Here is a 23,942-nt window from a genome sequence, read left to right as displayed (position 1 = left end):
GGGTGCCGCGTGAGCATCTATACCCGCACCGTGATCTTCATTCTGGGCGTGCTTCTGGCGGCTCTGGGCGGTGCCATGCTGGTGCCCGCCATTATCGATCTCCATGTCGATGCGGAATCTGCCCATGCCTTTTTCGGCTCGGCGGTGCTGTGCGGATTTACCGGCGGCATCATGACGCTGATGGGCCGCGGCGACGGGTTCGACCTTGATGCCAGAGGCGCGATCCTGGTCACGTCCGGCTCGTGGATTGTGCTGGGTCTGGCCGCCGCTATCCCGCTGCATCTGGCCGGTATCGGCATGAGCTGGACCGACGCCATCTTTGAGTCCGTCTCCGGCATCACCACAACCGGCGCGACGGTGCTGACCGGCTTGCAGGATCTGCCCGCAGGCGTGTTGATCTGGCGCGCCATACTGCAATGGATAGGCGGGATCGGGATCATCGTCACGGCGATGGCTATCTGGCCCGTACTGGGCATTGGCGGCATGCAGCTCTTCCGGCTGGAAAGCTCTGACAAGGTGGACAAGGCCCTGCCGCGCGCGGGCGAGATCGCGGGCGCTGTCGGTCTGATCTATCTGGTGCTGAGCTTTGCCTGCTTCATCGCCTACGGCTTTGCCGGGATGAACGCGTTCGATGCTGCGGCCCACGCCATGACAACGGTGGCGACGGGCGGGTTTTCCACCCACGACAATTCGATAGGCGCCTGGGCCCATGAAGGGGCGGACCTTGTGGCACTGGTCTTCATGCTGCTCTCGGCCCTGCCTTTTCTGGTGTTTCTGCGCGCGTTGCAGGGGCGGCCGGACCGGATCCTCACCGACCCGCAGGTGCGCGCCTTTCTGGCCGTTGTCCTCATCGCGTGCGCAGGCCTGACACTGCTATTGCTGGTCAATGATGTGGACACTGGCGAGCTACCCGCCTGGCGCGCCGCCGCCGTCAACGCCGTGTCGGTGATGACCGGCACCGGCTATGGCAGCGCCGACTTCGCCGGGTGGGGAACGATGCCGGTCATGGTCTTCTTCATCCTGATGTTCGCAGGCGGATGCGCAGGCTCAAGCACCTGCTCGATCAAGGTGTTCCGCCACCAGATCGCGGCCTCGGCCATGCTGACCTATCTGCATCGCTATGCCCGCCCGCGCGCGGTGCGCTCCGTCCATTACGACGGCAAGCCGGTGCCCGAAGCGACGGTCCGCTCGGTTCTGGGCTTTGTGTTCCTGTTCTTCGGCGCGTTTGCCGTATCGGCGGTCCTGTTGTCGCTGATCGGGCTGGACCCGGTGACGGCGCTGTCGGGCGCGGCCACGACAATAGCCAATGTCGGCCCCGGCCTTGGCGACATTATCGGCCCGGCGGGCACATTCCAGCCTTTGCCGGACGCCGCCAAATGGGTGATGAGCTTCACCATGCTGGTGGGACGGCTGGAGGTGTTGACCATGCTGGCCCTGTTCACGCCGGCCTTCTGGCGCGGGTGACAGGGCAGCAGGTCAGCCCTCCCATTTCCGAACGAAGACCTGCAACAATCCCGGCCGGCGCAGCACAAGCCCGCCCCACATCATCACACCGAGATAAACGCCGAAAAGGATATGCGACCATAGCGGGCTGTCGATACGCGCATGGGTAGCGACCGCGCCGCCCAGATAGGCCGTCAGCACAACCGCGCCCAGCACAGCCGTGCGCGAGATCAGGTAAAGCACCGTCCCGGCGAGCAGAAGCACACCGAGAAGGACCGCCTTGTCAGCAGACCAGCTAAGCGCTTCCATCGTTTCACCGACCACCGGGAGCTCGATCAGCTTGATCGTGGTGTCGAAGATCAGGAACAGGGCAACAAGCCCGGTCAGCGGCACGCCTGCCAGCCAGCGTGGACCCCTGGACGCAAGAAATCCGGTCATTGATCACCCTCCTTGCGCGTGCCTTTCAGCAATGCGTAGATCGCCATGGCGTGGCCGTGGCCGAGGCCGTACGCGTCCGACAGCCAACGGACGATTTCGCCTGCCTTGACCTGCAACACGCCCTCCTTGGTGTAACCTTCCGCTTCGGCACGGGCGCGGAAATCGCCTGGACCCATTCCGGTTTTCACCTGAATCGAGTCGAGATAGCCCTGAAATGACATTTGGCTTCCTTGCGGTTTGACCGGCGCGGGAGAACGCAGGTTATCTTGGCATCAAGACACTTCATGGAAGATATCTTTGTGTCAAGATACATTCTTCCAGATGACGGAGACGACGATGGACGATGTGGCTGCCTTCCAGGAGGCGTGGCGGCGCGAACTGCCGCAGATCGACACCGGGCCAATGGCGGTGCTCGGCCGGATCAACCGTATCGCGGCGAAAACATCAGACGGAATCTGCGCGGTGTTCGAGCGGCATGGGCTGGAGCGCGGCGAGTTCGATGTCATTTCGACACTGCGCCGCAGCGGCCCGCCTTATACGCTCACCCCGACCGAGCTTTACCGCACCTTGATGATCACCTCAGGCGGGCTGACCCACCGCCTGGCCCGGCTGGAGAAAGCCGGGCTGATAGAAAGGCGGCCATCACAGGAAGACCGGCGCAGCCTGCTGGTATGCCTGACCAGCGCAGGCGCGCGTAAAGTGGAAGCCGCCTTCGCTGAAGACATGGCGCTTGAAGCAGAATTGTTGAGCGCGCTGCCGCCGGACAAGCGTGAACAGCTGGCCAGCCTGTTGAAGGAACTGGCTGCTAGTGTTGAAGCACGCTGAGCCTAGCCCGCGGCGCCGATCTCGGCCTCGGTGAAGCGCCAGTCGCGATTGCAATACTCGCACGTCATCACAACGGCGCCGTCCTTCACCATCTCATCACGGTCTTCGGGCGGGAAACCGGCAAGGATGCGCGCCAGCCGCTCACGCTCGCACGTACAGCGTTTCACAACCGGTTTGCCAGGCTGCAGGCGCACGCCATCCTCATGGAAGAGCCGGTAAAGCAGCCGGCCGGAGGAGACGCCAGGATCGAGCAGTTCATCGTCTTCCACGGTATCAAACAGAACCTGCGCATCGGCAAAGGCATGGGCATCATGGCCGCGCGCATCGTCACCGGCAATGCGCTGCAGGATCGCCCCGCCCGCACGCCAGCGCATGTCTCCGCCGGGGAGCATTTCCTGACCAACGGCCAGACGGATGCGGGTGGGCACCTGCTCGGACTGCGCAAAATAGTGTTCTGCGCAGGCCGCCAGCGAAGGACCATCCAGCGCGACCACGCCCTGATAGCGGTCCATGTCCGAACCCTGGTCAATCGTCATCGCAAAGGCACCCGAACCCAGCAGGCGCTCGGCGCCGGGGCGCGGGCCGTGCTCGGCCTGCAGCGCCGCCACGCGGCCTGCATCATAGCGGGCAAAGCCGCGCACGCCCTCACCTACGGCATAGTCCGCGACCACGAAGCTGACAGCGCCTTCACCGCCCAGACCGCCGGGATTGGTGTTGGCACCGCTGGCCTGCACGATGAGGCGGCCTTGAAATTTGAGGGAATCCCCGATCAGCACGGCCAGCAGGACGGCTTCACCCAGCAGCGCCGCCACCGGCACGGGCAGGTCATGCGCCGAGAGGATTTCGTCAATGACTGGACCGAGCCGCACCACGCGGCCCGAAACGGGCCGGGCATCCAGCTGGAATGCGGCTACTACGTCATCGTCCTGACCCAGCGTGTCCGGGCCAGATACACCCTTGTTCTCGTCCATGGTTAGCCTTGCTGTGCGGTGTCAGCCCTGTTCAAGCGCAGTGAGGGCCTTATCCAGCGCCTCTACCGCCTGACGGGCGTGAGCTTCTTCAATGATCAGCGGCGGGGCCATACGGGCCACATTGTCTCCGGCCGCTCCGATCAGCAGATGGTTATCGCGCGCATGCTTTGCCAGTGTCTTGTTCACATAGCCGGTCTTCAGTTTCAGACCCACCAGAAGCCCCTTGCCGCGCACCTCTTCAACCTTGGCTGAATGCGTATCCGCCAGCCCATGCAGCTGCTGGTGCAGGAAATTGGACATGTCCACCACGTGCTCCAGGAAGCCCGGCGCGGTCAGCTCGTCATAGACGACATTGCCGACGGCCATGGCCAGCGGATTGCCGCCAAAGGTGGAGCCATGCGTGCCGACGACCATGTGCGCGCCTGCCGCCTCGGTCGTAAGGCAGGCCCCCATCGGGAAGCCGCCGCCGACCCCCTTGGCGACCGCCATGATGTCCGGCGCGGCGCTGCCCGCCCATTCATGCGCCCAGAGCTTGCCGGTGCGCCCGGCCCCGCACTGCACCTCGTCATAGATCAGCAACAGCCTGTGCTCATCGCAAAGCTGGCGCAAACCCCGCAGGCACACATCCGGCAAAGCGCGTACGCCGCCCTCGCCCTGTACGGGCTCGACGAGGATGGCGGCCGTTTCTTCGGTGATGGCGGCTTTTACGGCGTCGTGATCGCCGAAGGGAACGGAGTCAAACCCCTCCATGCGCGGGCCGAAGCCTTCCAGATAGGCCGGATTGCCGCCCGCATTGATGCCGCCATAGGTGCGGCCATGAAAGGCGCCGGTGAAGGTGATGATGCGGTAGCGGTCCGGCCGGCCATTGACGAAATGATAGTGGCGCGCGGTCTTGATTGCGCACTCGATCGCCTCGGTGCCGGAATTGGTGAAGAAGACCCGGTCGGCAAAGCTGTTCTGGCAGTATTTCGCCGCCAGCTCGTGCTGTCCCGGCACGGTGAACATGTTGGAGGTATGCCAGAGCTTGTCGGCCTGGGCTTTCAGGGCAGCCACGGCCTTGGGGTGGGCATGGCCCAGCGCATTCACCGCAATGCCGGAGATGAAATCGAGATATTTGTCGCCGCTGCGCTCGATCAGAAAGACGCCTTCACCGCGCTCGAATATCTGCGAGGGCGGGGCATAGGTGTCAAAAAGCGGTGTGGGCATGTCGGGTATCTCCGGTAAAGAAAATCAGGTTCTCAGCCGCCAGCCGGAACGCAGAACGCCGTAGCAGGCAACAACCAGCACGGCATTCATGACAAGCGTTACAGCAACGCCAATGGCGATATTGCCGTCGGCATAGCCGATGAAGCCATAGCGGAAGCCGTCAATCAGATAGAAGAACGGGTTGAAATGGCTGATGGTCTGGAAAGGCTCGGGCAGTATCGAGATCGAGTAGAACGTGCCCGACAGGAAGGTCAGCGGCATGATGATGAAATTGGTGATGACCGCAAGGTGATCGAACTTCTCCGCCCACACCCCGGCAATCACGCCCGCCATGCCCAGCATGGCCGCCGCGCCAACACCAAAGAATGCAATCGCCCAGAAATGGGCAACGGGAAGCGAGGCGAAGGGAATAATCACGGCGGCAGAGGCCGCAGCCACCAGAACCCCGCGGGTGATGGCCCCGCCAATGAAGGCGGCCGCCAGCTCGCCGGCGGACAAAGGCGGCATCAGGAAATCGACCGTATTACCTTGCACCTTCGCGACGATCAGCGATGAGGACGAGTTGGCAAACGCGTTGTTCAACAGCCCCATCATGATAAGGCCCGGCCCGAGAAAGACGACGAAGGGAAAGCCGCCGGGCGCCTCGCGCGTGACGCCGATGGCCAGCGAAAACACCATCATGTAGAGCAGGGTCGTGGCGACAGGGGCTGCAACCGTCTGGAAGCTGACCTTCAGAAAGCGGCGCACTTCCTTCTTGTAGAGTGTCCACAGGCCCAGCCAGTTTACCGCGCCCATCACGCGCGGCTGCGGCGGCACGGCCCCGGCGAGGCTGGCCTTCACGGCATCGCTCTGGCTGGACGTGTCTGGCATGACCGGACCCTTTTCGCCTCGTTCTGACGGATAGTTGCACGTCCTCTAGCACGGTCCGGCGGCGCGATGCGAGTGCGCAAGGCGGAAGTTTTCCACGTCCGAATCAGCGCCGCATCTTGTGCTGCTGTCACCTGCCGATACTGTATTTCGTGTCTGACCCCAAGATGTAGGGTGTAGCAGGAAAACCGCTACCAAGACCTTGGGGTCCAATATCGAAGCGTATAAGGCGAGGAGCGCACCGCCATGGCATGGACTGATGAACGGGTGGAAACCCTGAAGAAACTGTGGGCTGACGGTCTGAGCGCGAGCCAGATCGCCAAACAGCTCGGCGGGGTAACCCGCAATGCCGTTATCGGCAAGGTCCACCGGCTTGGCCTTTCGGGCCGGGCCGCACCGTCACGTCCCACGCGGCGCGTTGCAACGCCCAAGCTGGCTCCGAGGCCGCGCACGGCAGCAACCCCGTCGACGGCTGGCGCGAAGCCCAAAACCGCCAATGGCAGCGAGCCGGCCATTGTCCGCGCTCCGGCACCCGCCCCCGTCCCTGTGGAACCGCACGTGCTGCCGTCTGGCGACTACGCCACCGTGCTCACCTTGCGCGAAGGCATGTGCAAATGGCCTGTCGGCGACCCGGCCGATGCATCTTTCCGCTTCTGCGGCCACAAGACCACGCCCGGTCAGGCCTATTGCGAAGCCCACTCCCAGATGGCCTACCAGCCCCAGGCCAAGCGCAAGCGCAAGCCGTCCGAGGATGCGCGCGCGGTGCTGGACAGCCTGGCGTCGGGCCGCAGAGCCAATTTCTAGGAACGCAAGCACGCGCTCGAAAGAAAAGCCCCGGTGATGTCACCGGGGCTTTTTTCTATTCCGCGTTCAGCGCGTAACCCGCTGAGCGCACCGTGCGGATAGGGTCGACCTCATGGCCGTCATTGAGCGCCTTGCGCAACCGGCCCACATGCACATCGACGGTACGCGCCTCGACATAGACATCCGAGCCCCACACCGCATCGAGCAATTGCTCGCGCGAGAATACGCGCCCCGGATGCTGCATGAAATAATCCAGCAGGCGGAACTCGGTCGGACCCAGATGGATGTCACGCCCGGCGCGGGAGACGCGGTGGGCCACCCGGTCGATCGTGATCTCGCCAACCACCACCTTGTCGTCGGCAAGGCCCGGACGGATACGGCGCAATATGGCGCGGACACGGGCAAATAGCTCGTTCATCAGGAACGGCTTGATGATGTAGTCGTCGGCGCCGGTATCGAGCCCGCGGATACGGTCTGCTTCCTCGCCGCGCGCCGTCAGCATGATGATCGGGATATTGCGGGTTTCCTGACGTCCGCGCAGGCGGCGGCATACCTCGATGCCCGACACGCGCGGCAGCATCCAGTCCAGCAGGATGATGTCGGGCTGGCGCTCCTCCACCAGGATCATTGCCTCCTCGCCATCGGCCGCAACCGTCACGCGGAAGCCTTCCTTTTTCAGATTGTACTGGAGCAGCTCGGCCAGCGCATCTTCATCCTCAACGACCAGAACATGCGGTTGCATGGCAGTGTTCCCTAGCTAGCGCCGCTTTCAAGCGGCGTGCCCTTGGGCCGTTCGGCCGTAAGCTCGCTGCCCGTGACGGCATAGTGAACCAGCTCGGCGATGTTGGTGGCGTGGTCGCCCACCCGCTCGAGATTCTTGGCAATGAACAGAAGATGCGTACCCGGCCCGATAAGCTGGGGGTCGCCAGCCATGCAGGTCAGAAGCTCGCGGAAGAGCGCATTATAGTGCTCGTCCACATCATCGTCGCGCTCCCAGACCCCGACAGCGCCGGCAATCTCGCCACTGACATAGGCGTCCAGCACTTCATGAAGGTGACGCTGGACCAGACGGCCCATGCGCTCGACGGACTTCGTGAGCGCCAGCGGTTCTGCCTCGTTGAGCGCGCGCGTGCGCCGGGCGATGTTCTTGGCCAGGTCGCCGACCCGCTCCAGATCCGCCGAGATTTTCAGCGCCGCGATACAGACGCGCAAATCCCAGGCCAGCGGCTGGCGCAGCGCCAGCAGCCGGATGATCTGGCGGTCTACATCGTGCTGAAGGGCGTCAATGCGCTTGTCGCGTTCAACGACTTCCAGCGCGAGATCGCTGTCGCGGGTGATGATGGCGTCAATCGCATCGGAGATCATGCTCTCGGCGAGGCCACCCATGGTGGCAACAGAGGCCGAAAGCTGTTCCAGCTCCTCGGAGAAAGCCTTGACGATGTGATGACCCTGCTGTGCCGGGCTATTCATGGCGGTTACCTTTTTGCGGAGCAAAAGCGCTCCCTGGTCAGGCGGCCAGCCGCTTATCCGAAGCGGCCGGTAATGTAGTCCTGCGTGCGGCGGTCACGCGGGTTGGTAAAGATCTCTTCTGTCGGGCCGTACTCCACGAGGTGCCCCAGATGGAAGAAGGCGGTCATCTGTGACACCCGCGCGGCCTGGGCCATGGAGTGGGTCACGATGATGAGGCAGTAATTCTCGCGCAGCTCGTCGATCAGCTCTTCAATGCGCGCGGTCGCGATAGGATCCAGCGCCGAGCAGGGCTCGTCCATCAGGATGACTTCCGGGTTCACGGCAATGGCGCGCGCGATGACGAGACGCTGCTGCTGGCCGCCGGACAGCGAATTGCCCGGCTGGTCGAGGCGGTCAGCCACCTCGTCCCACAGGCCCGCCTTTTTCAGCGAGGTCTCCACTATGGCTTCCAGCTCATCCTTGCCGGAGGCGAGGCCATGAATGCGCGGGCCATAGGCCACATTGTCAAAGATGCTCTTGGGAAACGGGTTGGGCTTCTGGAACACCATGCCGACGCGCGCGCGCAACAGGACCGGGTCGACGGCGCGGTCATTGATTTCCTCGCCATCGATACGGATGGAGCCGAAGACACGCGCGGTATCGATCGTGTCATTCATCCGGTTGATGCAGCGCAGGAAGGTGGACTTGCCACAGCCAGACGGGCCGATAAACGCCGTGACCGAGCGGTCCTGGATGTCCAAGTTTATGCCGTGCAGCGCCTGCTTGTCGGCGTAGAACACCTCTACGCCGGAAGCTGCAACCTTCACAGGATGGCTGCTCTCGGCGGCGTGATAGACCGTCTTGCCGGCCTGCGTGGGGGCAGTAGAATCTGCCATCTCACCATCTCCGTTCGAAACGGCGGCGCAGGATGATTGCAGCCGCGTTGAAAATTATCATCAGCGTCAGCAGCACCAGAATGGCAGCCGCCGTCCGCATCTCGAAGGCGCGTTCGGACGCGCCCGACCACAGGAAGACCTGCACCGGCATCACGGTAGAAGGCTGGGTCAGGCCTGACAGGCCCAGCGACGGCGCATCTGCGACAAAGGCCACCATGCCGATCATCAATAGCGGCGCCGTCTCGCCCAGCGCCTGAGCCAGACCGATGATCGAGCCGGTCAGTATGCCGGGCATGGCCAGCGGCAGGACGTGCTGGAACACCGCCTGGGTGCGCGAGGCACCGATGCCCAGCGCCGCCTCGCGGATGGAGGGCGGAACCGCACGCAGCGCCGCGCGCGAAGAAATGATCACTGTCGGCAAGGTCATCAGCGCCAGCACGAAGCCGCCAACCAGAGGCGCGGAGCGCGGCATGCCGAACGTGTTGATGAACACGGCCAACCCCAGAAGGCCGAACACGATCGACGGCACCGCGGCCAGATTGTTGATATTGACCTCGATAAAGCCGGTCAGGCGGTTCTTCGGCGCGAATTCTTCCAGATAAATCGCTGTACCGACACCAATCGGCACGGCCAGCAGCATGGTGACCAGCATGGTCAGGATTGAGCCGATGAACGCGCCCATCACGCCGGCGAGCTCGGGCTCGCGGCTGTCGGCGTTGAGAAACAGATTGGTGTTGAAGCGGCGCTCTACCATGCCGCGCTCTTCAAGCGCGCGGGCATAGACGGCCTGCTGGTCGGTGATGCGCCGGCCAGCCGCCGGGGTTTCAATCACCCACTCGCTCCAGTCTGCGGACGCGCTGGCGGTATCCAGAGGCAGCAAGACCCGGCCCTCGGCTTCGCGGCCATCGGGTGTCAGCGCGGAGACGGCGACCACACCGCCATTGAGGCGGATCAGCAGGCTCGCCGTACGCGGACCGAGCGTGATACGCGTTTCAGGATCAATTACCGCTTCAAAGCGTTCCGCTTCATCGCGCGCCCGGCGCGCCGCCGCCAGCCCGGCTTCACGGGCATCACGGCTCTCGGCGCCTGCTGCGCCGGCTTCCAGGCGGACAGCACGGTCCAGAAGCGCGTCGCGCTCAGAGGCGGCCTGCTGGCGGATGCGCGCAATGGCATTGGCGAAGGCGGGTGTATCCGATGACAGGGTGACGTCGCCCGACACGGCATCAGCCCGGATCGAGCCACTGCCCGTCGAGATGTGCTCGTCGACGGTAATGCCCTTCAGATAGAGGTCTATCTCGTGATTGGCCGGCATGGTGACGCGGATTGTCGTGCCGACCAGCGAAGGATCGGCAATCACGCGGCGCATGACCGAGGCTGCATTCAAGCCGCTATAGAGCCCGAACAGCTCACGCAGATCCGCGCGCGACGAGGCAGCAGGAAATTCAGACTGCAAGCTGCGCTGGAGAAGCTGGTTATAGCTACCCCGCCGCAGGGATGCCTCGGTCATGTCACCGCGCGGATCGGCAACCTCACGCTCCAACGTGACCGGCAAGGTGATGACATAATTGGTGAAAGCACCGCCTGCCTGCAGCATGATCGTGCCCAGCAGCACGCCCAGAAAAATGATGGCAAGCGCAATGGCACCAATACCGAAGGCCCGGAAACGGCCCTCCGCACGGTGGCGGCGCGCGAGGCGCTGGCGGACCGCATCCGCTATCGCTTGGCGGGGCGCGTCAGTCATATTTTTCCCGATAGCTCTGCACCACGCGCAGCGCGATGATGTTGAGGATCAAGGTGAGCACGAACAGGACCAGACCCAGCGCGAAGGCGGAGAGCGTCTTGGGGCTGTTGAACTCCTGGTCGCCGGTCAGCAGCGTGACAATCTGAACGGTGATTGTGGTCACGGACTCCAGCGGATTGGCCGTGAGATTGGCCGCCTGACCGGCCGCCATCACGACGATCATGGTCTCGCCCACCGCGCGTGACACCGCCAGCAGCAACGCGCCGACAATGCCGGGCAAAGCTGCGGGGAAGACGACGTGGCGGATGGTCTCCGACTTGGTCGCCCCCATCGCATAGGCGCCATCACGCAGCGATTGCGGCACCGCATTGATGACATCGTCCGACAGCGAGGACACGAACGGGATAATCATCACGCCCATCACGAGACCGGCCGATAGCGCGCTCTGGGTTACGGCGTCTTCATAGCCCAGGAAGAGCGCAAAATCGCGCAAGAGCGGGCCAACCGTCAGCAGGGCGAAGAAGCCGTAAACGACCGTCGGCACGCCTGCGAGAATTTCAAGCGCCGGCTTTGCCCAGGCCCGCACCCGGCTGTCAGCGTATTCCGACAGATAGATGGCGGCAAAAAGCCCTACCGGCGCCGCCACCATCATCGCAATCAGCGTGATAAGGGCCGTACCGGCAAATAGCGGCACCGCGCCGAACGAGCCGGACTGGCCGATCTGGCCGGGCCGGATCGCCGTCTGCGGACTCCATTGGGTACCGAACAGGAAGTCGAACACCCGCCAGTCGATGGCCGCAAAGAAGCGCAGGCTTTCAAACAGGAGCGAAAAGACAATGCCCAGCGTCGTCAGGATCGCAATCAGGGAGGCCAGCGCCAGCGCAGCCGAGATAACCCACTCGACGCGGTTACGCGCGCGAAAACGCGGTGCCAGATGCGTGCGGGCCAGCGCCAGCCCGGCCAGAGCGAGCCCCAGCGCGCCAAGGCTTGCACCCCATGCAATAGCGGAATGAACCGGGCCCAGCGCATCGGCGGTGGCGCGCAGCTCGGCTGTGTCACGGCTGGAGAGGCCATCGCCGAAGGCCAGCGCACGGGCATCGGCCAGAAACACCTCGCGCTCCTGAACCGGCAGCCGGCCAAACTCAAACCCGGCACGGGCCAGCGCATGGTCGCCAGCTTCTGGCACAGCCTGCAGAATTTCACTGGCGATCACGTCCGCGCGGGCATCGCGCGTGAAGCGGGCATCGTCCTGGGCGAACTGCAGCTCATCCTGACGCCCGCGCAAGGCCGTTACCGCATCCGACTGTACGCCTTCGGCTGCAATGACCTGTTCGGCTTCGCCGCGAAGCGCCGCGATCTCGCCCTCGAGCCGGGCGATCTCGCGATCCGCCACCGGCCAGACCTCATCGGCAGTGAGCGCCTGTTCATACCGGACCTGCAGCGGCTTTGCGGCACGCTCCATCTGACCCAGCACGATCGTGTTCACGATCATTGTGCCAGCGAGGGCGTACAAGGCCAGAAACGCAAAGCCGGGAAGCCCGGCCCAGATGGCAACATAATAGCCGTGATAGCCGGGCAGCGAGTGAAGCCGCCCGCTGTCCTTATCGGCAAGCGCGAGCGCACGGCTGCGGCCGGCAAGGAAACCGACAGCCGTGAGCACAAGCAGCGCGAGTGCCGTGATAAGGGACAATTGCATCTGTAACCTCGTCCGGCGAATGGTTTGCTTGACCCGCTCGCCGGTTAGCGGCGCAAACTGGCGCCGATCGATCACCCAAATATGACGGTCACGTTACAGTTTTGCGACAAGGCGGGGTCCGTCCGGGGGATTACTCCGTCTCCGCCCCCAGCACCGAGGCTGCCGGGACAGGCCGAGGCGCGCTGGCCTCGGCTGGCTTGGGCAGGAACACCGAGAAGGCCGAGCCGACGCCTGTCGCGCTTTCGACACTGAAGCCGCCCCGGTGACGGGTAATGATATGCTTGACGATGGCCAGACCCAGCCCGGTTCCGGCCGTCGGGCCGCTCTTCTGCCCGTCGACCCTGTAAAAACGCTCGGACAGGCGGGGCAGGTAACGCCGGTCAATGCCAGCGCCGTTATCGCGAACACGCAAGACGCCATAGCGCTGGCGCGGATCAAAGGGCGGACCAGCCAGCAGCAGGCGGGCGCTCTGCGGGGCCAGTCTTTCGGGCGTGTGTTCGGCAACATCACGCGCGCAGTTGTCCAGGGCCTCGATGGTAACGACGGCGCCCTCTGGCGAGTATTTGATCGCGTTCTCAACCAGATTTTCTACGACCTCGTAAACCTGGTCGCGGTCGCCGGTCACTTTTGCTGGCGCTTCGGGCAGTGAGAGCTCCAACCTGATGGAACGCGCATCAGCCATGGGCCGGAGACTGTCAACGACATCACGGACAATAGCGCCGAGATCTGCCTCGCCCGAGGGCGGCAGATGCTCGTTCATTTCAACGCGGCTGAGCGAAAGCAGGTCATCAATCAGGCGGCGCATGCGGTCAGTCTGCTCGCGCATGATCGTCAGGAAGCGGTCCCGTGCCTCCTCGTCGTCACGGGCAGGCCCGCGCAACGTATCGATAAAGCCGGACAGGGAGGCCAGAGGGGTGCGCAATTCATGACTGGCATTGGCGAGGAAGTCCGCGCGCATGCGCTCTGCCCGCTTAGACGAGGTTTCATCGGCGAGAACCAGCATGGCACGCCACGGCATGGGACCGGCTACGGGCATGCGCAGCGGCTCCACGAAGGCGCGCACATGGCTTTCTATCGGCGCAAGGCTCGCATACTCGACAACCGTGCCGCGTTCCCCGCGCAACGCCGCACTGACCGCTTCAAGCACGCGCGGCTGACGCAAGGACGTCGATAACAGCCCGCCTTCAGCGCCCAGGGCAAGAAAGGCGCGCGCAGCCGGGTTCGCCCGCTCGATACGCCCACCCGGACCGATCAGCAGAACCGGAACAGCGATTTTCTCCAGCATGGCGCTGGCCGTTTCCAACTCGCTGGAAACCACCGGACGGGCGATCTGCGCGGATGGTTTGGGCGCGGCTCGCGTCACTGCCGTCAGAAAGTAGATGAAGGCCAGGGCCGAGAAGGCCAGCGATGCGGCCAGCCAGGCGCCGGGCGCCAGCACACCGCCAACCAGCAAAACCAGCAGAACCACAAGTGCAAGCAGCGCCGTAATGACGATGTCACGGCGGCGCGGGCGGTCCGGCGTGGTGCGCGTTCTGACGGTGGGGTTCTCGCTGGTCATCTGCCGGTCTTAGCACGGGTTTTTGACGACTCAATGTGGCCGCGGCGTGAAAGTCGGGATAGCGGCCACAAGATGAATTTTCTGTAATTCGAGATATTTTTAGCGTTTTTCGATAAACTTTTGTTGACATTCGCATAGTCGCCAGTAGGGTGCCCCCATCTTGAACCACCACGAAAAGAAGGAATCCGGGGTGCTCCGGTATAGCCTCATACTCTCCTCCTCATTGATCGTCGTGGCGTGCGCAGGCACGCCGCACCTCTCTGCCGCCCCGGATCTCGCCCTGCCGGACACCTATGTCAGTGCGCCCGCAGCGCATGGACCGCAGGAGCCCGACTGGGTAACCGCACTGGGCGACGGGGCTCTGCCCGGCCTTATCGGCACGGCACTGGCCAACAACCCGGATCTCGCAGCGGCGCGCGCCAATACAGAAGCCGCCAGAGCTTCGGCACGCGCCGGCCAGGCGCCGCGCCTGCCTTCGGTGGATTTCGGCACCACAGCCGTCACCCGTCCTGCAGGCGAGGTATACTCGGCAGGAATTGATGTCAGCTGGCAGGCTGATGTGTGGGGCCGGATATCGAACCTCGCCCGCGCCAGTGCGCTGAGCGCCGAGGCCGCCGAAGCAGACTATGCCGGCGCGGAGCTTTCCATTGCCGCCAGCGTGGCCAGCACCTGGTTCGCGCTGACCGAAGCCCGGTTGCAGCGGGAGCTGTCCGAACGCGACGTCGCCACCCGCCAGCGTCAGCTCGATATCGTCGAGCGGCGCTTCGTGCGCGGCGTGGTGCGTTCTTCGGACGTGCGCACGGCGCGATCTGCGCTCGCCAGCTCGCAAGCCACGCTCTCCATCCGCCAGCGCGCAGAAAGCCAGACGGCCCGCGGCCTGCAGACGCTTCTGGGAGCCTACCCGGATGGTTCTGTCACGCCGGGAGCGGAGCTGCCAATGCTCGCCGCGCTGCCTGCGCCGGGGACACCCGGGGAGCTGATCAGCCGCAGGCCCGACGTGGTCGCTGCCGAGTTCCGGCTGGCGGCTGCCGGATTTTCTGCCGAAGCAGCGCGCAAGGCGCTTTACCCGTCCCTATCGCTGATCGGCTCGTATTCCGGCCAGACGACGGAGATTTCCGACCTGTTTTCGCCTTCCACGCTGGTGGAAAGCCTGACGGCATCGATCACTGCGCCGATATTCCGGGCAGGCGCGCTGCGCGCCGAACGCGACCGCGCCGCCGCTCTGGCCCGCGCGCAGGCCGCCAGCTACGTCAATACCAGCCTTACCGCCCTGCGCGAGGTGGAGAACGCCCTGACCGCCGACAGCCTGCTGGCGGACCGCGTTGCTGCACTAGAAACCGCCAGGGAAGAGGCGCAGGCCGCTCTCGAACTCGTCGAGCGTCAGTATGCGAGCGGTGTCGGCACCATTTTCGAGCTTATTGATGCGCAAACCCGGCTGATACAGGCCGAAGGCCAGCTGATAACGGCCCGGCGCGAGCGCATCGACAACCGTATCGCCTTGCATCTTGCCATTGCCGGACCGTTCAGCGCCCCGGCCGCACTTATCCCGTCAGAACAATAAAAAGAATACGTCTTCAAGAGGTTGGTCATGTCAAAAACTACCGGACGCTTCCTGCTTATCGGCTTGCCGATGCTGATTATCGCCGCGTTCATCGCCTTGTTCGTCATACTGGGTGCAACCCAGCCGCGTCCCGAGCGCGAGACGCCGGTCCCCCGGCCTGCTGCGGTCTTCGTCGCTGAAGCGGTGCAGAGCCCTGTCCGCCTGCTCGTCAGCACGCAGGGCGAGGTTTCACCCGTCACGCAGATCGGGCTTGTCGCTCAGGTCTCCGGGCGGATCGCCTATGTGAACCCGAACTTCACGCAAGGCGGTTTCTTTGAAGAGGGCGACGTGCTGGTGCGCCTCGAAGATGAGGATTACCGTCTGGCAGTGACCCGCGCCGAAGCGCTTGTGACCCAGCGCCGGCAAGCCCTCGTCCGCGAGGAAGCCGAGGCCGAGCTTGCGGCGGAGGAATGGGGCGCTATCGGGGAAGGCGATGCGTCGGCCCTGACGCTGCGTCAGCCTCAACTGGCTGATGCGCGCGCGCAGCTGGCCGGCGCGGAGGCATCTTTGCGCGAAGCCCGGCTGGCACTTGCACGCACCCGCATTACGGCTCCGTTCAACGGACGTGTCCGCGAGAAACTGGCTGATCTCGGCCAGTATGTGGGTCCGGGTGCCCGGATCGGGGAGATATTCTCCACCGACACCGCCCAGGTACGCCTGCCCTTTACCGACAGCGAGCTTGGCCGGGCCGGTATTCCGGTCGCGTTCCGCGCCGACAGCTTCGAAGCGGCGCCTGTTGTGACGCTCGGCGCCAATCTGGCCGGTGCGTGGCGTGAATGGGAGGGCCGCATCGTGCGCACCGATAGCAGCATCGATCCGCAAACGCGCACGCTCTACGCCATTGCAGAGGTCGCGGATCCGTTTGGTGCAGCCGCCGAAGCTACCGGCGCGCCTCTTGCCATGGGGCTGTTTGTCGAAGCACGCGTGCCGGGCCGCTCGCTGGAGACCGCCATCACCCTTCCGCGCAGCGCCCTGCGCGGCGCAGACCAGGTGCTGGTGGCCCGCCCCGACGGGACGCTGTCTGTCAGGACGGTGGAAATTGTTGAAAGCAGCCCGCAAAGACTGGTCGTCGCCAGCGGTGTCGAGGCAGGTGAGTTTGTTGTCACATCACCGCTGCGCGGCGCTGCCGATGGCATGCGCATCCGGGCACTCGACAGCGATGGCGAGCCGATCTTCCCCGGCACCGAAACCGTCGAGCCCGCTGCTGCCGAAGCCGGTGAGCCGCAAACCGCCAACCCGGACGCCAATGCGTCTGTAGCCAGCGCCGACTAGAGGCAGCTGCCGAGGATCTGAACCATGGTTGAACGTCCAGACGAAAAACCCCACGGCGGCCTGCTGGCCTGGTGGGCGGGCAATTCCATTGCCGCAAACCTTCTGATGATTATCGCCCTTGTGGGCGGCTTTATCGGCTACTCGCAGATCCAGCGGGACGAAAACCCCGCTGCATCGTTTGCCGGCGCCACGGTATCGGTGGCCTGGCCGGGTGCCTCGCCGCAAGAGATCGAGGAACAGATCATCCTGCGCGTCGAGGAAGCCATCACGGCGGTCGATGGTGTGCGCCGCGTGACAGCCACCGCAGTCGAGGGCAGTGGATGGGTCAATATCGAGGGCAATAGCACCGTTGATCCCAAGGAGTTCCTCGACGCGGTCAAGCTGCAGGTGGACTCCATCAACAACCTGCCCATTGACGCCTTCCAGCCGCGCGTGACGCAATGGCAGTCGCGCAGTCAGGTCGCCGGTATCGCCATCCACGGCAATATTGACCGGCGCGAGCTGCAACGCATAGCCCGCGAAATCCGCAACGAGCTGAGCGCGGCCATTCCCGAAATCGCCTCGGTCAATACCCAGGCACGGCTGCCCGAAGAAGTCTCGATTGAGATTTCCGAGGAGAACATGCGCCGCTACGGCATCACGATTGCCGAGCTGTCACGGGCCATCTCCACCAGCTCGCTCAACCTGTCTGCGGGTTCGGTGCGCACCGATCTGGGCGATGTGCGCTTTGCCGCACGCCAGCTGGCAGATACCGCTGATGAGTTCGGCAATATTGTCGTGCGCCAGACCCCCGGCGGCGGCATCATCCGCGTGCGCGATATCGCCACTGTCATTGACGGTCTTGAGGACCGCCCCTTCCAGGCGACCTTCAACGGCGAGCCGATGGTGCTGATCACGCTGATGTCGACCGGCAATTCGGACGTGATCAATGTGTCCCGCCAGCTGTCGGCCTACATAGAGCGCAAGCAGCGCGACCTGCCGGAAACTGTCACCATCTCGGAATGGTGGGACGGGGCCGACCAGTTCAACTCGCAGCTGAACGTCATCGGCAGCTCGGCCCTGCTCGGTCTCGCGCTCGTACTGGTCATTCTGATCCTGTTCCTGCGCCCCATCGTGGCTTTCTGGGTGACGATCGGCATCGCCACGGCCTTTGCCGGCGCGTTCATGCTGCTGCCACTCATTGGCGTGACACTGAACTTCCTGTCGCTGTTTGCGTTCCTCATCGTGATCGGGGTTATCGTCGACGACGCAATCATTGTCGGGGAGAATATCCACAACCGGGTGGAGCGCGGCGAGGAAGGCCTGACCGCAGCCGTAGTTGGCGTCCAGATGGTGGCCAAGCCGGTCGTGTTCGCGGTCATCACCTCGATGATGGCCTTCGCGCCCTGGATGATGCTGTCCGGACCGGAAGTGCAGTTCACCCGGCAGATATCGCTGGTGGTGATCGCGGCGCTGACCTTCTCGCTCATCGAAGCCTTCCTGATCCTGCCTGCGCACCTGGCGCATATCAAGCCGCAGGAACCCAAAGGCGTTTCCGGCTATTTCATCCGCTTCCAGGCGAAGATTGCTGACAGCCTGGTCTGGTTCTCCCGCCATGCCTACGGACCGTTCCTGGCGCTGTCCCTGCGCCATCGCTATGCGACATTTGCGGTATTCATCGGCCTGTTCGCGCTGGCGATTGTGCTGATGAATACGGGTCGGCTGCCGTTCCGCTTCATGCCGGAGATCGAAAGCGACCTCATTCAGGTGAATATACAGCTTGCCGAAGGCACACCCTGGCAGCGCACCGATGAGATCCGCGAACGGCTGGAGGCGGCGCAGACTGTGGTCCAGAACGCCTACCGGGAAGAATTTCCCGGGGAGATAGACGTCATCCGCAACCGTTCCACGCTGGCCACGCAAGGACAGATCCGGGCATGGATCAGTCTTGCTCCGCCCGAAGCGCGTCCCGGACGGTTGCCCTCCGCCGACATTGCCCAGCGCCTGCGTGACGAGCTGGGTGCCGTCCCGGATGCAGAGGAAATCCGCTTCGACGCGACACTCAACGAGGTTGGACCGGCGATCGATTTTGCCATCAACCATCCTGATATCGACGTTTTACGCGCTGCTGCCGACGAGCTGAAAGAAGCGCTGCGCGGCTTCCCGGCTACCTATGACGTCGTCGACAATCTGCAGACCTCCGCCGATGAACTGCGTCTGACATTGCGGCCTGACGCACAGGCTCTGGGGCTGACGCTCGTCGATGTGACCCAGCAGGTCCGCCAGGCCTTCTACGGCCAGGAAGTGCAGCGTCTGCCGCGCGGTGGTGAAGATGTCAGGGTGATGGTGCGCTATCCCCGCGATGCCCGCGAGAGCCTTGATGCCATCAACCAGCTGCGCATCCGCACACCTGATGGCCGTGAGATTCCCCTGGCGGCCGTGGCGGATGCAGAGTTTGCCCCGGGCATCAACCGGATCCAGCGCCGCGAACGCCAGCGTACGGTACGGGTCAGTGCGGAGGTCAGTGACCCTGATGCCGCACGTGCCATCCGCCGCCAGATCACCGAGGAGTTCTTCCCGGCGTGGCGGGAACGCTATCCGGGCGTGTCGGTAGGTGCCATCGGGCAGGCCGAAGGCGAGGCGGAGTTTCTGGGCGAGATTGTCATCCTGCAGATCGTGATGATCGGCATGATGTATGTCCTGCTGGCGGTTGCTTTCCGCTCCTACGCCCAGCCCTTGCTCATCATGACTGCCATACCCTTCGCCTTTGCGGGTGCGGTCTTCGGCCACATGATACTGGGTGTGCCGTTTGCCCTGTTCTCCATGTTTGGTGTGGGGGCAGCAGCAGGCATCGTCATCAACGACAACCTGGTTCTGGTGGATTTCGTGAACCGGCTGCGCGAACGCGGTGTCGGCGCATTCCAGGCGCTCGTCGATGCGGGGGTTCAGCGGTTCCGGCCCATCCTGCTTACGACCGTGACCACGTTTATCGGCGTTCTGCCGATGATCGCGGAGCGATCCACGGCCGCGCAATTCCTCAAGCCCATGGTGGTTTCACTCGGGTTTGCGGTGGTGTTCGCCCTGTTCCTCACCCTCTTCATGGTGCCTGCGCTCTACGCCATCGGCGTCGATATCAAGCGTACGGTTCTGTCCTTGTGGACCGGAGAGAAGCGGCCCGGCATCGGCTCAGGCTATGAAGGCGATACCAGCGGCACCGATATCGATATCGGTCAGCTCGAACATCCGGCCGAATAGGCCTGAAATCCGCCATGGCGGGGCGCAGACACTGCGTCCCGCCATGGCCATTTTTATTGGTGGGGCCTAGTTTTCCACCAGTTTTGAGACGGAGCGGTCATCACGTTGCCGCATCCGAAGGGGAGACTGAGATGAGACATTTTCTGCTAGCAGGGTGCTGCGTGGCCGTTCTTATGGCGTGCGACACGCAAGGCACGGTCAGCAGCGACGGCGCCGAGGATGCAGCCGTTGCCGAAACCACCGAAGTTGCCGGCGAGCCGCGTTTTGGCACGTTCGGCTTTGACACGGCCGGCATGAACACCGATGTGGCGCCGGGCGATGACTTCTTTGCCTATGCCAACGGGGTGTGGGCCGAGACCACCGAAATCCCGTCAGACCGCGCCCGCTATGGCGTGTTTGACATGCTGTCGCTGGAAGTCGAACAGCAGGTTCAGGCCATCGTGCTGGAAGCTGGCGAGCGCGGCGGCCCTGCCGGCTCCAACGAGCAGCTGATCGGCGATCTTTATGCCAGCTGGATGAATGCGGACGCCATCGAGGCGCGCGGCCTGGAACCGGCCCAGCCTTATCTTGATACGATTGCGGCAGCCGAAAGCTTCGAGGACATTGCCGCCCTGATGGCCCGGCGCGACTATCATGCGCCCTACTGGGTATCGATCAGTCCGGATCCGGAAAACCCGGACGCCTACATCATGCGGTCCGGCCAGTCGGGCCTCGCCCTGCCGAGCCGTGACTATTACCTGCTCGATACCGGCCGCTTCCCGGAATACCGCGACGCCTACCGCGCCTATATCGCGCAGATTTTCGAGCTTGCAGGCATGCCTGACGGCGAGATGCGCGCCCAGCAGATCCTCGACCTGGAAACGGCGCTGGCTGAGGCTCACTGGACCCGCGAAGACTCACGCGATGTCACGCTGACCAATAACCGGATGAGCGTTGAAGACTTCATCGCACTGGCACCGGAGCTGAACCTGCAAGCGGCGCTGGAAGACCGCGGTCTGCCGGCAGAAGGCGAGATCGTGGTAGCCCAGCCAAGCGCCATCACCGATGCGGGCGCCCTCATGGCGCAGACGGATGTCGAGCTTCTGCAAGCCTGGCTAAGCTTTCACTTCATTTCGAGCCGGGCATCCTGGCTGCCGTCAGCCTTTGATCAGGCCAATTTCGACTTCTACAGCCGCACGCTGAGCGGAACCGAAGAGCAGCGTACGCGCGAGCTGCGCGGTGTGCAGCTGGTCAATGGCGCCCTCGGCCACCCGGTCGGGCAGGTCTATGTCGAGCGTCACTTCCCGCCAGAGGCCAGCCGTCAGATGGACGAGCTGATCCAGAACCTGGTGGAAGGCTTCCAGGGCCGTCTTGAACGTCTTGAGTGGATGGATGAGGAAACCCGCGCGCAGGCGTTGACCAAGCTGTCGACGTTTGAACCGCGCATCGGCTATCCGGAAGTCTGGAACGAATATGATGGCCTCGAAATCCGGGCTGACGACTATTTCGGCAACCGGATGCGCCTGTCGGAATTCGCCTGGGCAGAACAGCTGCGCCGGTTCCCGGACCCGGTTGACCGCCGCCTGTGGAGCTGGCCGCCGCAAATCGTCAATGCCAGCTACAATCCGCTGATGAACCAGATCACCTTCCCGGCGGGCATTCTGCAGGCACCCTTCTTTGACATGAATGCCGACCCGGCCATGAATTACGGGGCTATCGGGGCGGTTATCGGTCACGAGATCGGCCACGGCTTTGACGATAACGGCCGCCGCTTCGATGCCGAGGGCCGCATTCGCGACTGGTGGACCGAGGAAACCAATTCGCGGTTCGTGGAGCGGTCTGACCGCCTGGTGGAGCAGTATAACGGCTTCTGCCCCTTCCCGGACGAGTGTGTGAACGGCCGCGTCGCGCTGGGCGAGAATATCGGCGATCTGGGCGGCATGCAGATGGCGTATGAGGCCTACCGTGCCTACGCCGCCGAGCACTATCCCGATGGCGAAGCTCCGGTGATCGACGGCTATACCGGCGACCAGCGCTTCTTCCTGGCCTGGGCACAGGTCTGGCGGACCCTGTTCCGTGATGATGCGCTGCGCGCCCAGCTGGCCACCGGCCCGCATTCGCCCGGCATGTACCGGGTGAACGGCGTGGTGCGCAATCTGGACGCCTGGTACGAGGCGTTCGGCGTCACCGAAGAGCATGAGCTCTACCTGCCGCCAGAAGAGCGCGTACGCATCTGGTAGTTCCAGAGCACGATCTGACACTGGCAGACGCCCGGCCCGCTGCGGCCGGGCGTTTTGCTATTGGCCGGCAGGCGGCGCGTTAGCCTTTTGTCCACCATCGGCAGGCAAAACGGCACAAGGGACGTGTTTTTTCCGGGAATCAAAGCCATGACGAGAGCGCTTGCATCTACACTGCTTGCCGGAGCGCTGCTGCTCGCCCTGACGGGCTGCAACACGATTCAGGGCGTTGGCCGCGATATCACCCGCGTCGGCGAGTTCCTTGACGACATCACGCAATAGCGGCCGCGGTGAGACCAAAACGGCGCGCCGGGCGTATAAGGATCGGGTAAAGTGGCCCTTGGCCGGTTGCGGCCGTCAACATGGAGATATCGGAATGAAACGGATGATTATGGCAGCGGCCCTGTCCATGCTCGCTCTGGGTCTTTCGGCCTGCAATACCATTCAGGGTGTTGGCCGCGACATTACCCGCACCGGCGAGGCGCTTGAGGATCTCACTACCTGATTTTGAAAGAGTCGTCAGCGAAGGGAGCCAAACTCGAGATCGCGCGTTAACCCGTCACCACGGCATGAAATGCCGGATGAAGACAGGAGAATTCCGATGCGTGAGACCCTTCAGATTCTTAGTGTTGCCGTCATGATGTTCGCCCTCGCCGCCTGCAACACCGTGCAGGGTGCGGGACAGGACATCCAGCGGACCGGCGAAGCCATCGAGGACGCGGCGGACTAAAATCTGCGCCTCTGGGTTTTCTTGCTCCTTACGAACGAGGGCGGCCCCTACGGAGCCGCCCTTGTTTCTGTCTGGTCATCCGGGAAGAGCCTGCAACCTAGTCACGGCGCATGAGCGGACGCACCGCAATGGTGAAGGAAGTTGCGAAGAGCGCGATAATGACGCGCGCGATGATCGTGAAGAACACCAGCGTGAACTGCGGCTCACTCGTCCACTGGCGCAAGGCAGCGCGGTAGGTCGGCGGCAGATCGGTGCTGGTGATGAAGCGGTAAACGACGCCGGACGCGTCTTGCACCACAAGAAGCCATGAAGGCTGGAACAGCGCAAAACTCACCAGAAGGATCGGCGCAAGGATCGCGGATAGTGCCAGCGTCATCGACGCAGAAAACGGACGAAGAAACAGACGATTCATTTTGAGTGACTCCCTCAGCATCACCGGGCTGGCGGCAGTCATCCCCTCGTGCCGCCTATCAACCCGCCTTACGCACCTTACCAAACATAAAAGAACCCGTCGCCTGCCAAGACAACGGGCCCTTCCAGATTGCTGCCCTGTAGAGTTCTACTCGATCCGGGTGATGGTTATCTCCACCCCGTCAGCGCGCCACTGATCCGTCGTTACACTCTCACCGACTTCGGACGGCTCGAACGGATTACAGAGCGATGATTCACCCACGATGATGCACAGCTCGCCATCTTCGTAGGTCCAGTGCCCCTCATTGCCCATGTCGTTGGTAAAGCGGCCATCAGCATGGAAGGTGGAGGTGTAGCTGTGGCCCGACTCCGTTTCGGTGCTTTCGTAGACCTGCCCTGCAGGTCCGTTCGCCAGCGCGATACCGGCCATCCCCAGAGCGGCCACCAGGCCTGCTGCAAACATTTTCATGATTTCCTCCCCGACTGGTCTGTAATTGTGCTGACCTGCCTCATGGCAGGCCATGCCCGTATGGTTAACAGCCCTGCGATGGAGTCAACCCAAATCGGAAAATTGCGGCAAGGCGT

The 23,942-nt window shown here is 63.4% G+C and carries 23 protein-coding genes; 10 read left to right on the top strand and 13 right to left on the bottom strand.

Going from position 1 to position 23,942, the window contains the following annotated elements; translation table 11 throughout:
- Positions 1 to 9: 9 nt before the first annotated feature.
- Positions 10 to 1,464, top strand: a complete 1,455-nt coding sequence (locus tag ACTIGC_RS02540) for a TrkH family potassium uptake protein (RefSeq protein WP_439632916.1) — start codon at positions 10 to 12, stop codon at positions 1,462 to 1,464.
- 12 nt (positions 1,465 to 1,476) lie between these two features.
- Here ACTIGC_RS02540 and ACTIGC_RS02535 read toward each other — a convergent pair whose 3' ends face one another.
- Together ACTIGC_RS02535 and ACTIGC_RS02530 are read right to left on the bottom strand one after the other, a co-directional pair.
- Entirely contained in the window at positions 1,477 to 1,881 is a 405-nt protein-coding gene (locus ACTIGC_RS02535; protein ID WP_439632915.1) for a DoxX family protein, read from the bottom strand.
- Entirely contained in the window at positions 1,878 to 2,102 is a 225-nt protein-coding gene (locus ACTIGC_RS02530; RefSeq protein WP_439632914.1) for a DUF4287 domain-containing protein, read from the bottom strand. Before ACTIGC_RS02530 ends, ACTIGC_RS02535 begins: the two co-directional genes overlap by 4 nt.
- 100 nt (positions 2,103 to 2,202) lie before the next feature.
- On the opposite strand from ACTIGC_RS02530, the gene ACTIGC_RS02525 reads away from it, so the two are divergent.
- Complete coding sequence (locus ACTIGC_RS02525; RefSeq protein WP_439632913.1) at positions 2,203 to 2,706, top strand: MarR family winged helix-turn-helix transcriptional regulator; 504 nt, start codon at positions 2,203 to 2,205, stop codon at positions 2,704 to 2,706.
- Positions 2,707 to 2,708: 2 nt separating this feature from the next.
- On the opposite strand, the gene ACTIGC_RS02520 is transcribed toward ACTIGC_RS02525, so the two are convergent.
- Genes ACTIGC_RS02520 through ACTIGC_RS02510 form a run of 3 tightly spaced genes read right to left on the bottom strand, consistent with a single transcriptional unit; the run spans position 2,709 to position 5,753 of the window.
- Positions 2,709 to 3,677, bottom strand: coding sequence for an Hsp33 family molecular chaperone (locus tag ACTIGC_RS02520; RefSeq protein WP_439632912.1), 969 nt, complete (start codon positions 3,675 to 3,677; stop codon positions 2,709 to 2,711).
- Positions 3,678 to 3,698: 21 nt separating this feature from the next.
- Positions 3,699 to 4,883, bottom strand: coding sequence for an aspartate aminotransferase family protein (locus ACTIGC_RS02515; RefSeq protein WP_439632911.1), 1,185 nt, complete (start codon positions 4,881 to 4,883; stop codon positions 3,699 to 3,701).
- 24 nt (positions 4,884 to 4,907) lie between these two features.
- Positions 4,908 to 5,753, bottom strand: a complete 846-nt coding sequence (locus ACTIGC_RS02510) for an ABC transporter permease (RefSeq protein ID WP_439632910.1) — start codon at positions 5,751 to 5,753, stop codon at positions 4,908 to 4,910.
- Between the two features lie 243 nt (positions 5,754 to 5,996).
- Here ACTIGC_RS02510 and ACTIGC_RS02505 point away from each other — a divergent pair, with 243 nt between their 5' ends.
- A complete protein-coding gene (locus tag ACTIGC_RS02505; protein ID WP_127565442.1) occupies positions 5,997 to 6,554 on the top strand; it encodes a GcrA family cell cycle regulator in 558 nt (185 codons plus the stop codon).
- A gap of 55 nt (positions 6,555 to 6,609) precedes the next feature.
- Here the strand turns inward: ACTIGC_RS02505 and phoB are convergent, their stop codons facing one another.
- The 6 genes from phoB to ACTIGC_RS02475 form a co-directional block, all read right to left on the bottom strand.
- Positions 6,610 to 7,296, bottom strand: a complete 687-nt coding sequence (gene phoB / locus ACTIGC_RS02500) for a phosphate regulon transcriptional regulator PhoB (RefSeq protein ID WP_127565441.1) — start codon at positions 7,294 to 7,296, stop codon at positions 6,610 to 6,612.
- An 11-nt stretch (positions 7,297 to 7,307) separates the two neighbouring features.
- A complete protein-coding gene (phoU, locus tag ACTIGC_RS02495; RefSeq protein WP_439632909.1) occupies positions 7,308 to 8,024 on the bottom strand; it encodes a phosphate signaling complex protein PhoU in 717 nt (238 codons plus the stop codon).
- Between the two features lie 53 nt (positions 8,025 to 8,077).
- Positions 8,078 to 8,899, bottom strand: coding sequence for a phosphate ABC transporter ATP-binding protein PstB (gene pstB / locus ACTIGC_RS02490; protein WP_439632908.1), 822 nt, complete (start codon positions 8,897 to 8,899; stop codon positions 8,078 to 8,080).
- Position 8,900: 1 nt separating this feature from the next.
- A complete protein-coding gene (gene pstA, locus ACTIGC_RS02485; protein WP_439632907.1) occupies positions 8,901 to 10,640 on the bottom strand; it encodes a phosphate ABC transporter permease PstA in 1,740 nt (579 codons plus the stop codon).
- A complete protein-coding gene (pstC, locus tag ACTIGC_RS02480; protein WP_439632906.1) occupies positions 10,633 to 12,336 on the bottom strand; it encodes a phosphate ABC transporter permease subunit PstC in 1,704 nt (567 codons plus the stop codon). The genes pstA and pstC overlap by 8 nt, the downstream gene beginning before the upstream one ends.
- Positions 12,337 to 12,466: 130 nt before the next feature.
- Positions 12,467 to 13,894 (bottom strand): sensor histidine kinase, encoded by a 1,428-nt coding sequence (locus ACTIGC_RS02475; protein WP_439632905.1) that lies wholly within the window; start codon positions 13,892 to 13,894, stop codon positions 12,467 to 12,469.
- A 190-nt stretch (positions 13,895 to 14,084) separates the two neighbouring features.
- Here ACTIGC_RS02475 and ACTIGC_RS02470 point away from each other — a divergent pair, with 190 nt between their 5' ends.
- The 7 genes from ACTIGC_RS02470 (at position 14,085) to ACTIGC_RS02440 (ending at position 22,946) form a co-directional block, all read left to right on the top strand.
- Positions 14,085 to 15,455, top strand: coding sequence for an efflux transporter outer membrane subunit (locus tag ACTIGC_RS02470; protein WP_439632904.1), 1,371 nt, complete (start codon positions 14,085 to 14,087; stop codon positions 15,453 to 15,455).
- A gap of 27 nt (positions 15,456 to 15,482) precedes the next feature.
- Positions 15,483 to 16,766, top strand: a complete 1,284-nt coding sequence (locus tag ACTIGC_RS02465) for an efflux RND transporter periplasmic adaptor subunit (protein ID WP_439632903.1) — start codon at positions 15,483 to 15,485, stop codon at positions 16,764 to 16,766.
- A 24-nt stretch (positions 16,767 to 16,790) separates the two neighbouring features.
- Positions 16,791 to 20,000 carry an efflux RND transporter permease subunit gene (locus tag ACTIGC_RS02460; RefSeq protein ID WP_439632902.1) on the top strand — a complete coding sequence of 1,070 codons (3,210 nt, stop codon included), beginning with the start codon at positions 16,791 to 16,793 and terminating at the stop codon, positions 19,998 to 20,000.
- A gap of 131 nt (positions 20,001 to 20,131) precedes the next feature.
- Positions 20,132 to 22,219 carry a M13 family metallopeptidase gene (locus ACTIGC_RS02455; protein WP_439632901.1) on the top strand — a complete coding sequence of 696 codons (2,088 nt, stop codon included), beginning with the start codon at positions 20,132 to 20,134 and terminating at the stop codon, positions 22,217 to 22,219.
- Between the two features lie 147 nt (positions 22,220 to 22,366).
- Positions 22,367 to 22,498: an entericidin EcnAB gene (locus tag ACTIGC_RS02450; RefSeq protein WP_127565432.1), complete on the top strand. Its 132-nt coding sequence runs from the start codon at positions 22,367 to 22,369 to the stop codon at positions 22,496 to 22,498.
- A gap of 94 nt (positions 22,499 to 22,592) precedes the next feature.
- Positions 22,593 to 22,721: an entericidin A/B family lipoprotein gene (locus ACTIGC_RS02445; protein WP_439632900.1), complete on the top strand. Its 129-nt coding sequence runs from the start codon at positions 22,593 to 22,595 to the stop codon at positions 22,719 to 22,721.
- A gap of 96 nt (positions 22,722 to 22,817) precedes the next feature.
- A complete protein-coding gene (locus ACTIGC_RS02440; RefSeq protein WP_127565430.1) occupies positions 22,818 to 22,946 on the top strand; it encodes an entericidin A/B family lipoprotein in 129 nt (42 codons plus the stop codon).
- A gap of 97 nt (positions 22,947 to 23,043) precedes the next feature.
- On the opposite strand, the gene ACTIGC_RS02435 is transcribed toward ACTIGC_RS02440, so the two are convergent.
- Together ACTIGC_RS02435 and ACTIGC_RS02430 are read right to left on the bottom strand one after the other, a co-directional pair.
- Complete coding sequence (locus ACTIGC_RS02435) at positions 23,044 to 23,358, bottom strand: hypothetical protein (RefSeq protein ID WP_439632899.1); 315 nt, start codon at positions 23,356 to 23,358, stop codon at positions 23,044 to 23,046.
- A gap of 147 nt (positions 23,359 to 23,505) precedes the next feature.
- On the bottom strand, positions 23,506 to 23,826 hold the full coding sequence (locus ACTIGC_RS02430) for a hypothetical protein (protein WP_439632898.1): 321 nt from the start codon (positions 23,824 to 23,826) through the stop codon (positions 23,506 to 23,508).
- Between the last annotated feature and the right edge of the window lie 116 nt (positions 23,827 to 23,942).

This window comes from Glycocaulis sp. (genome assembly GCF_051859565.1).
Classification (GTDB): domain Bacteria; phylum Pseudomonadota; class Alphaproteobacteria; order Caulobacterales; family Maricaulaceae; genus Glycocaulis.
Note: the sequence above shows the minus strand (reverse complement) of the source record. Positions and strands in the feature narration are given on the sequence as shown.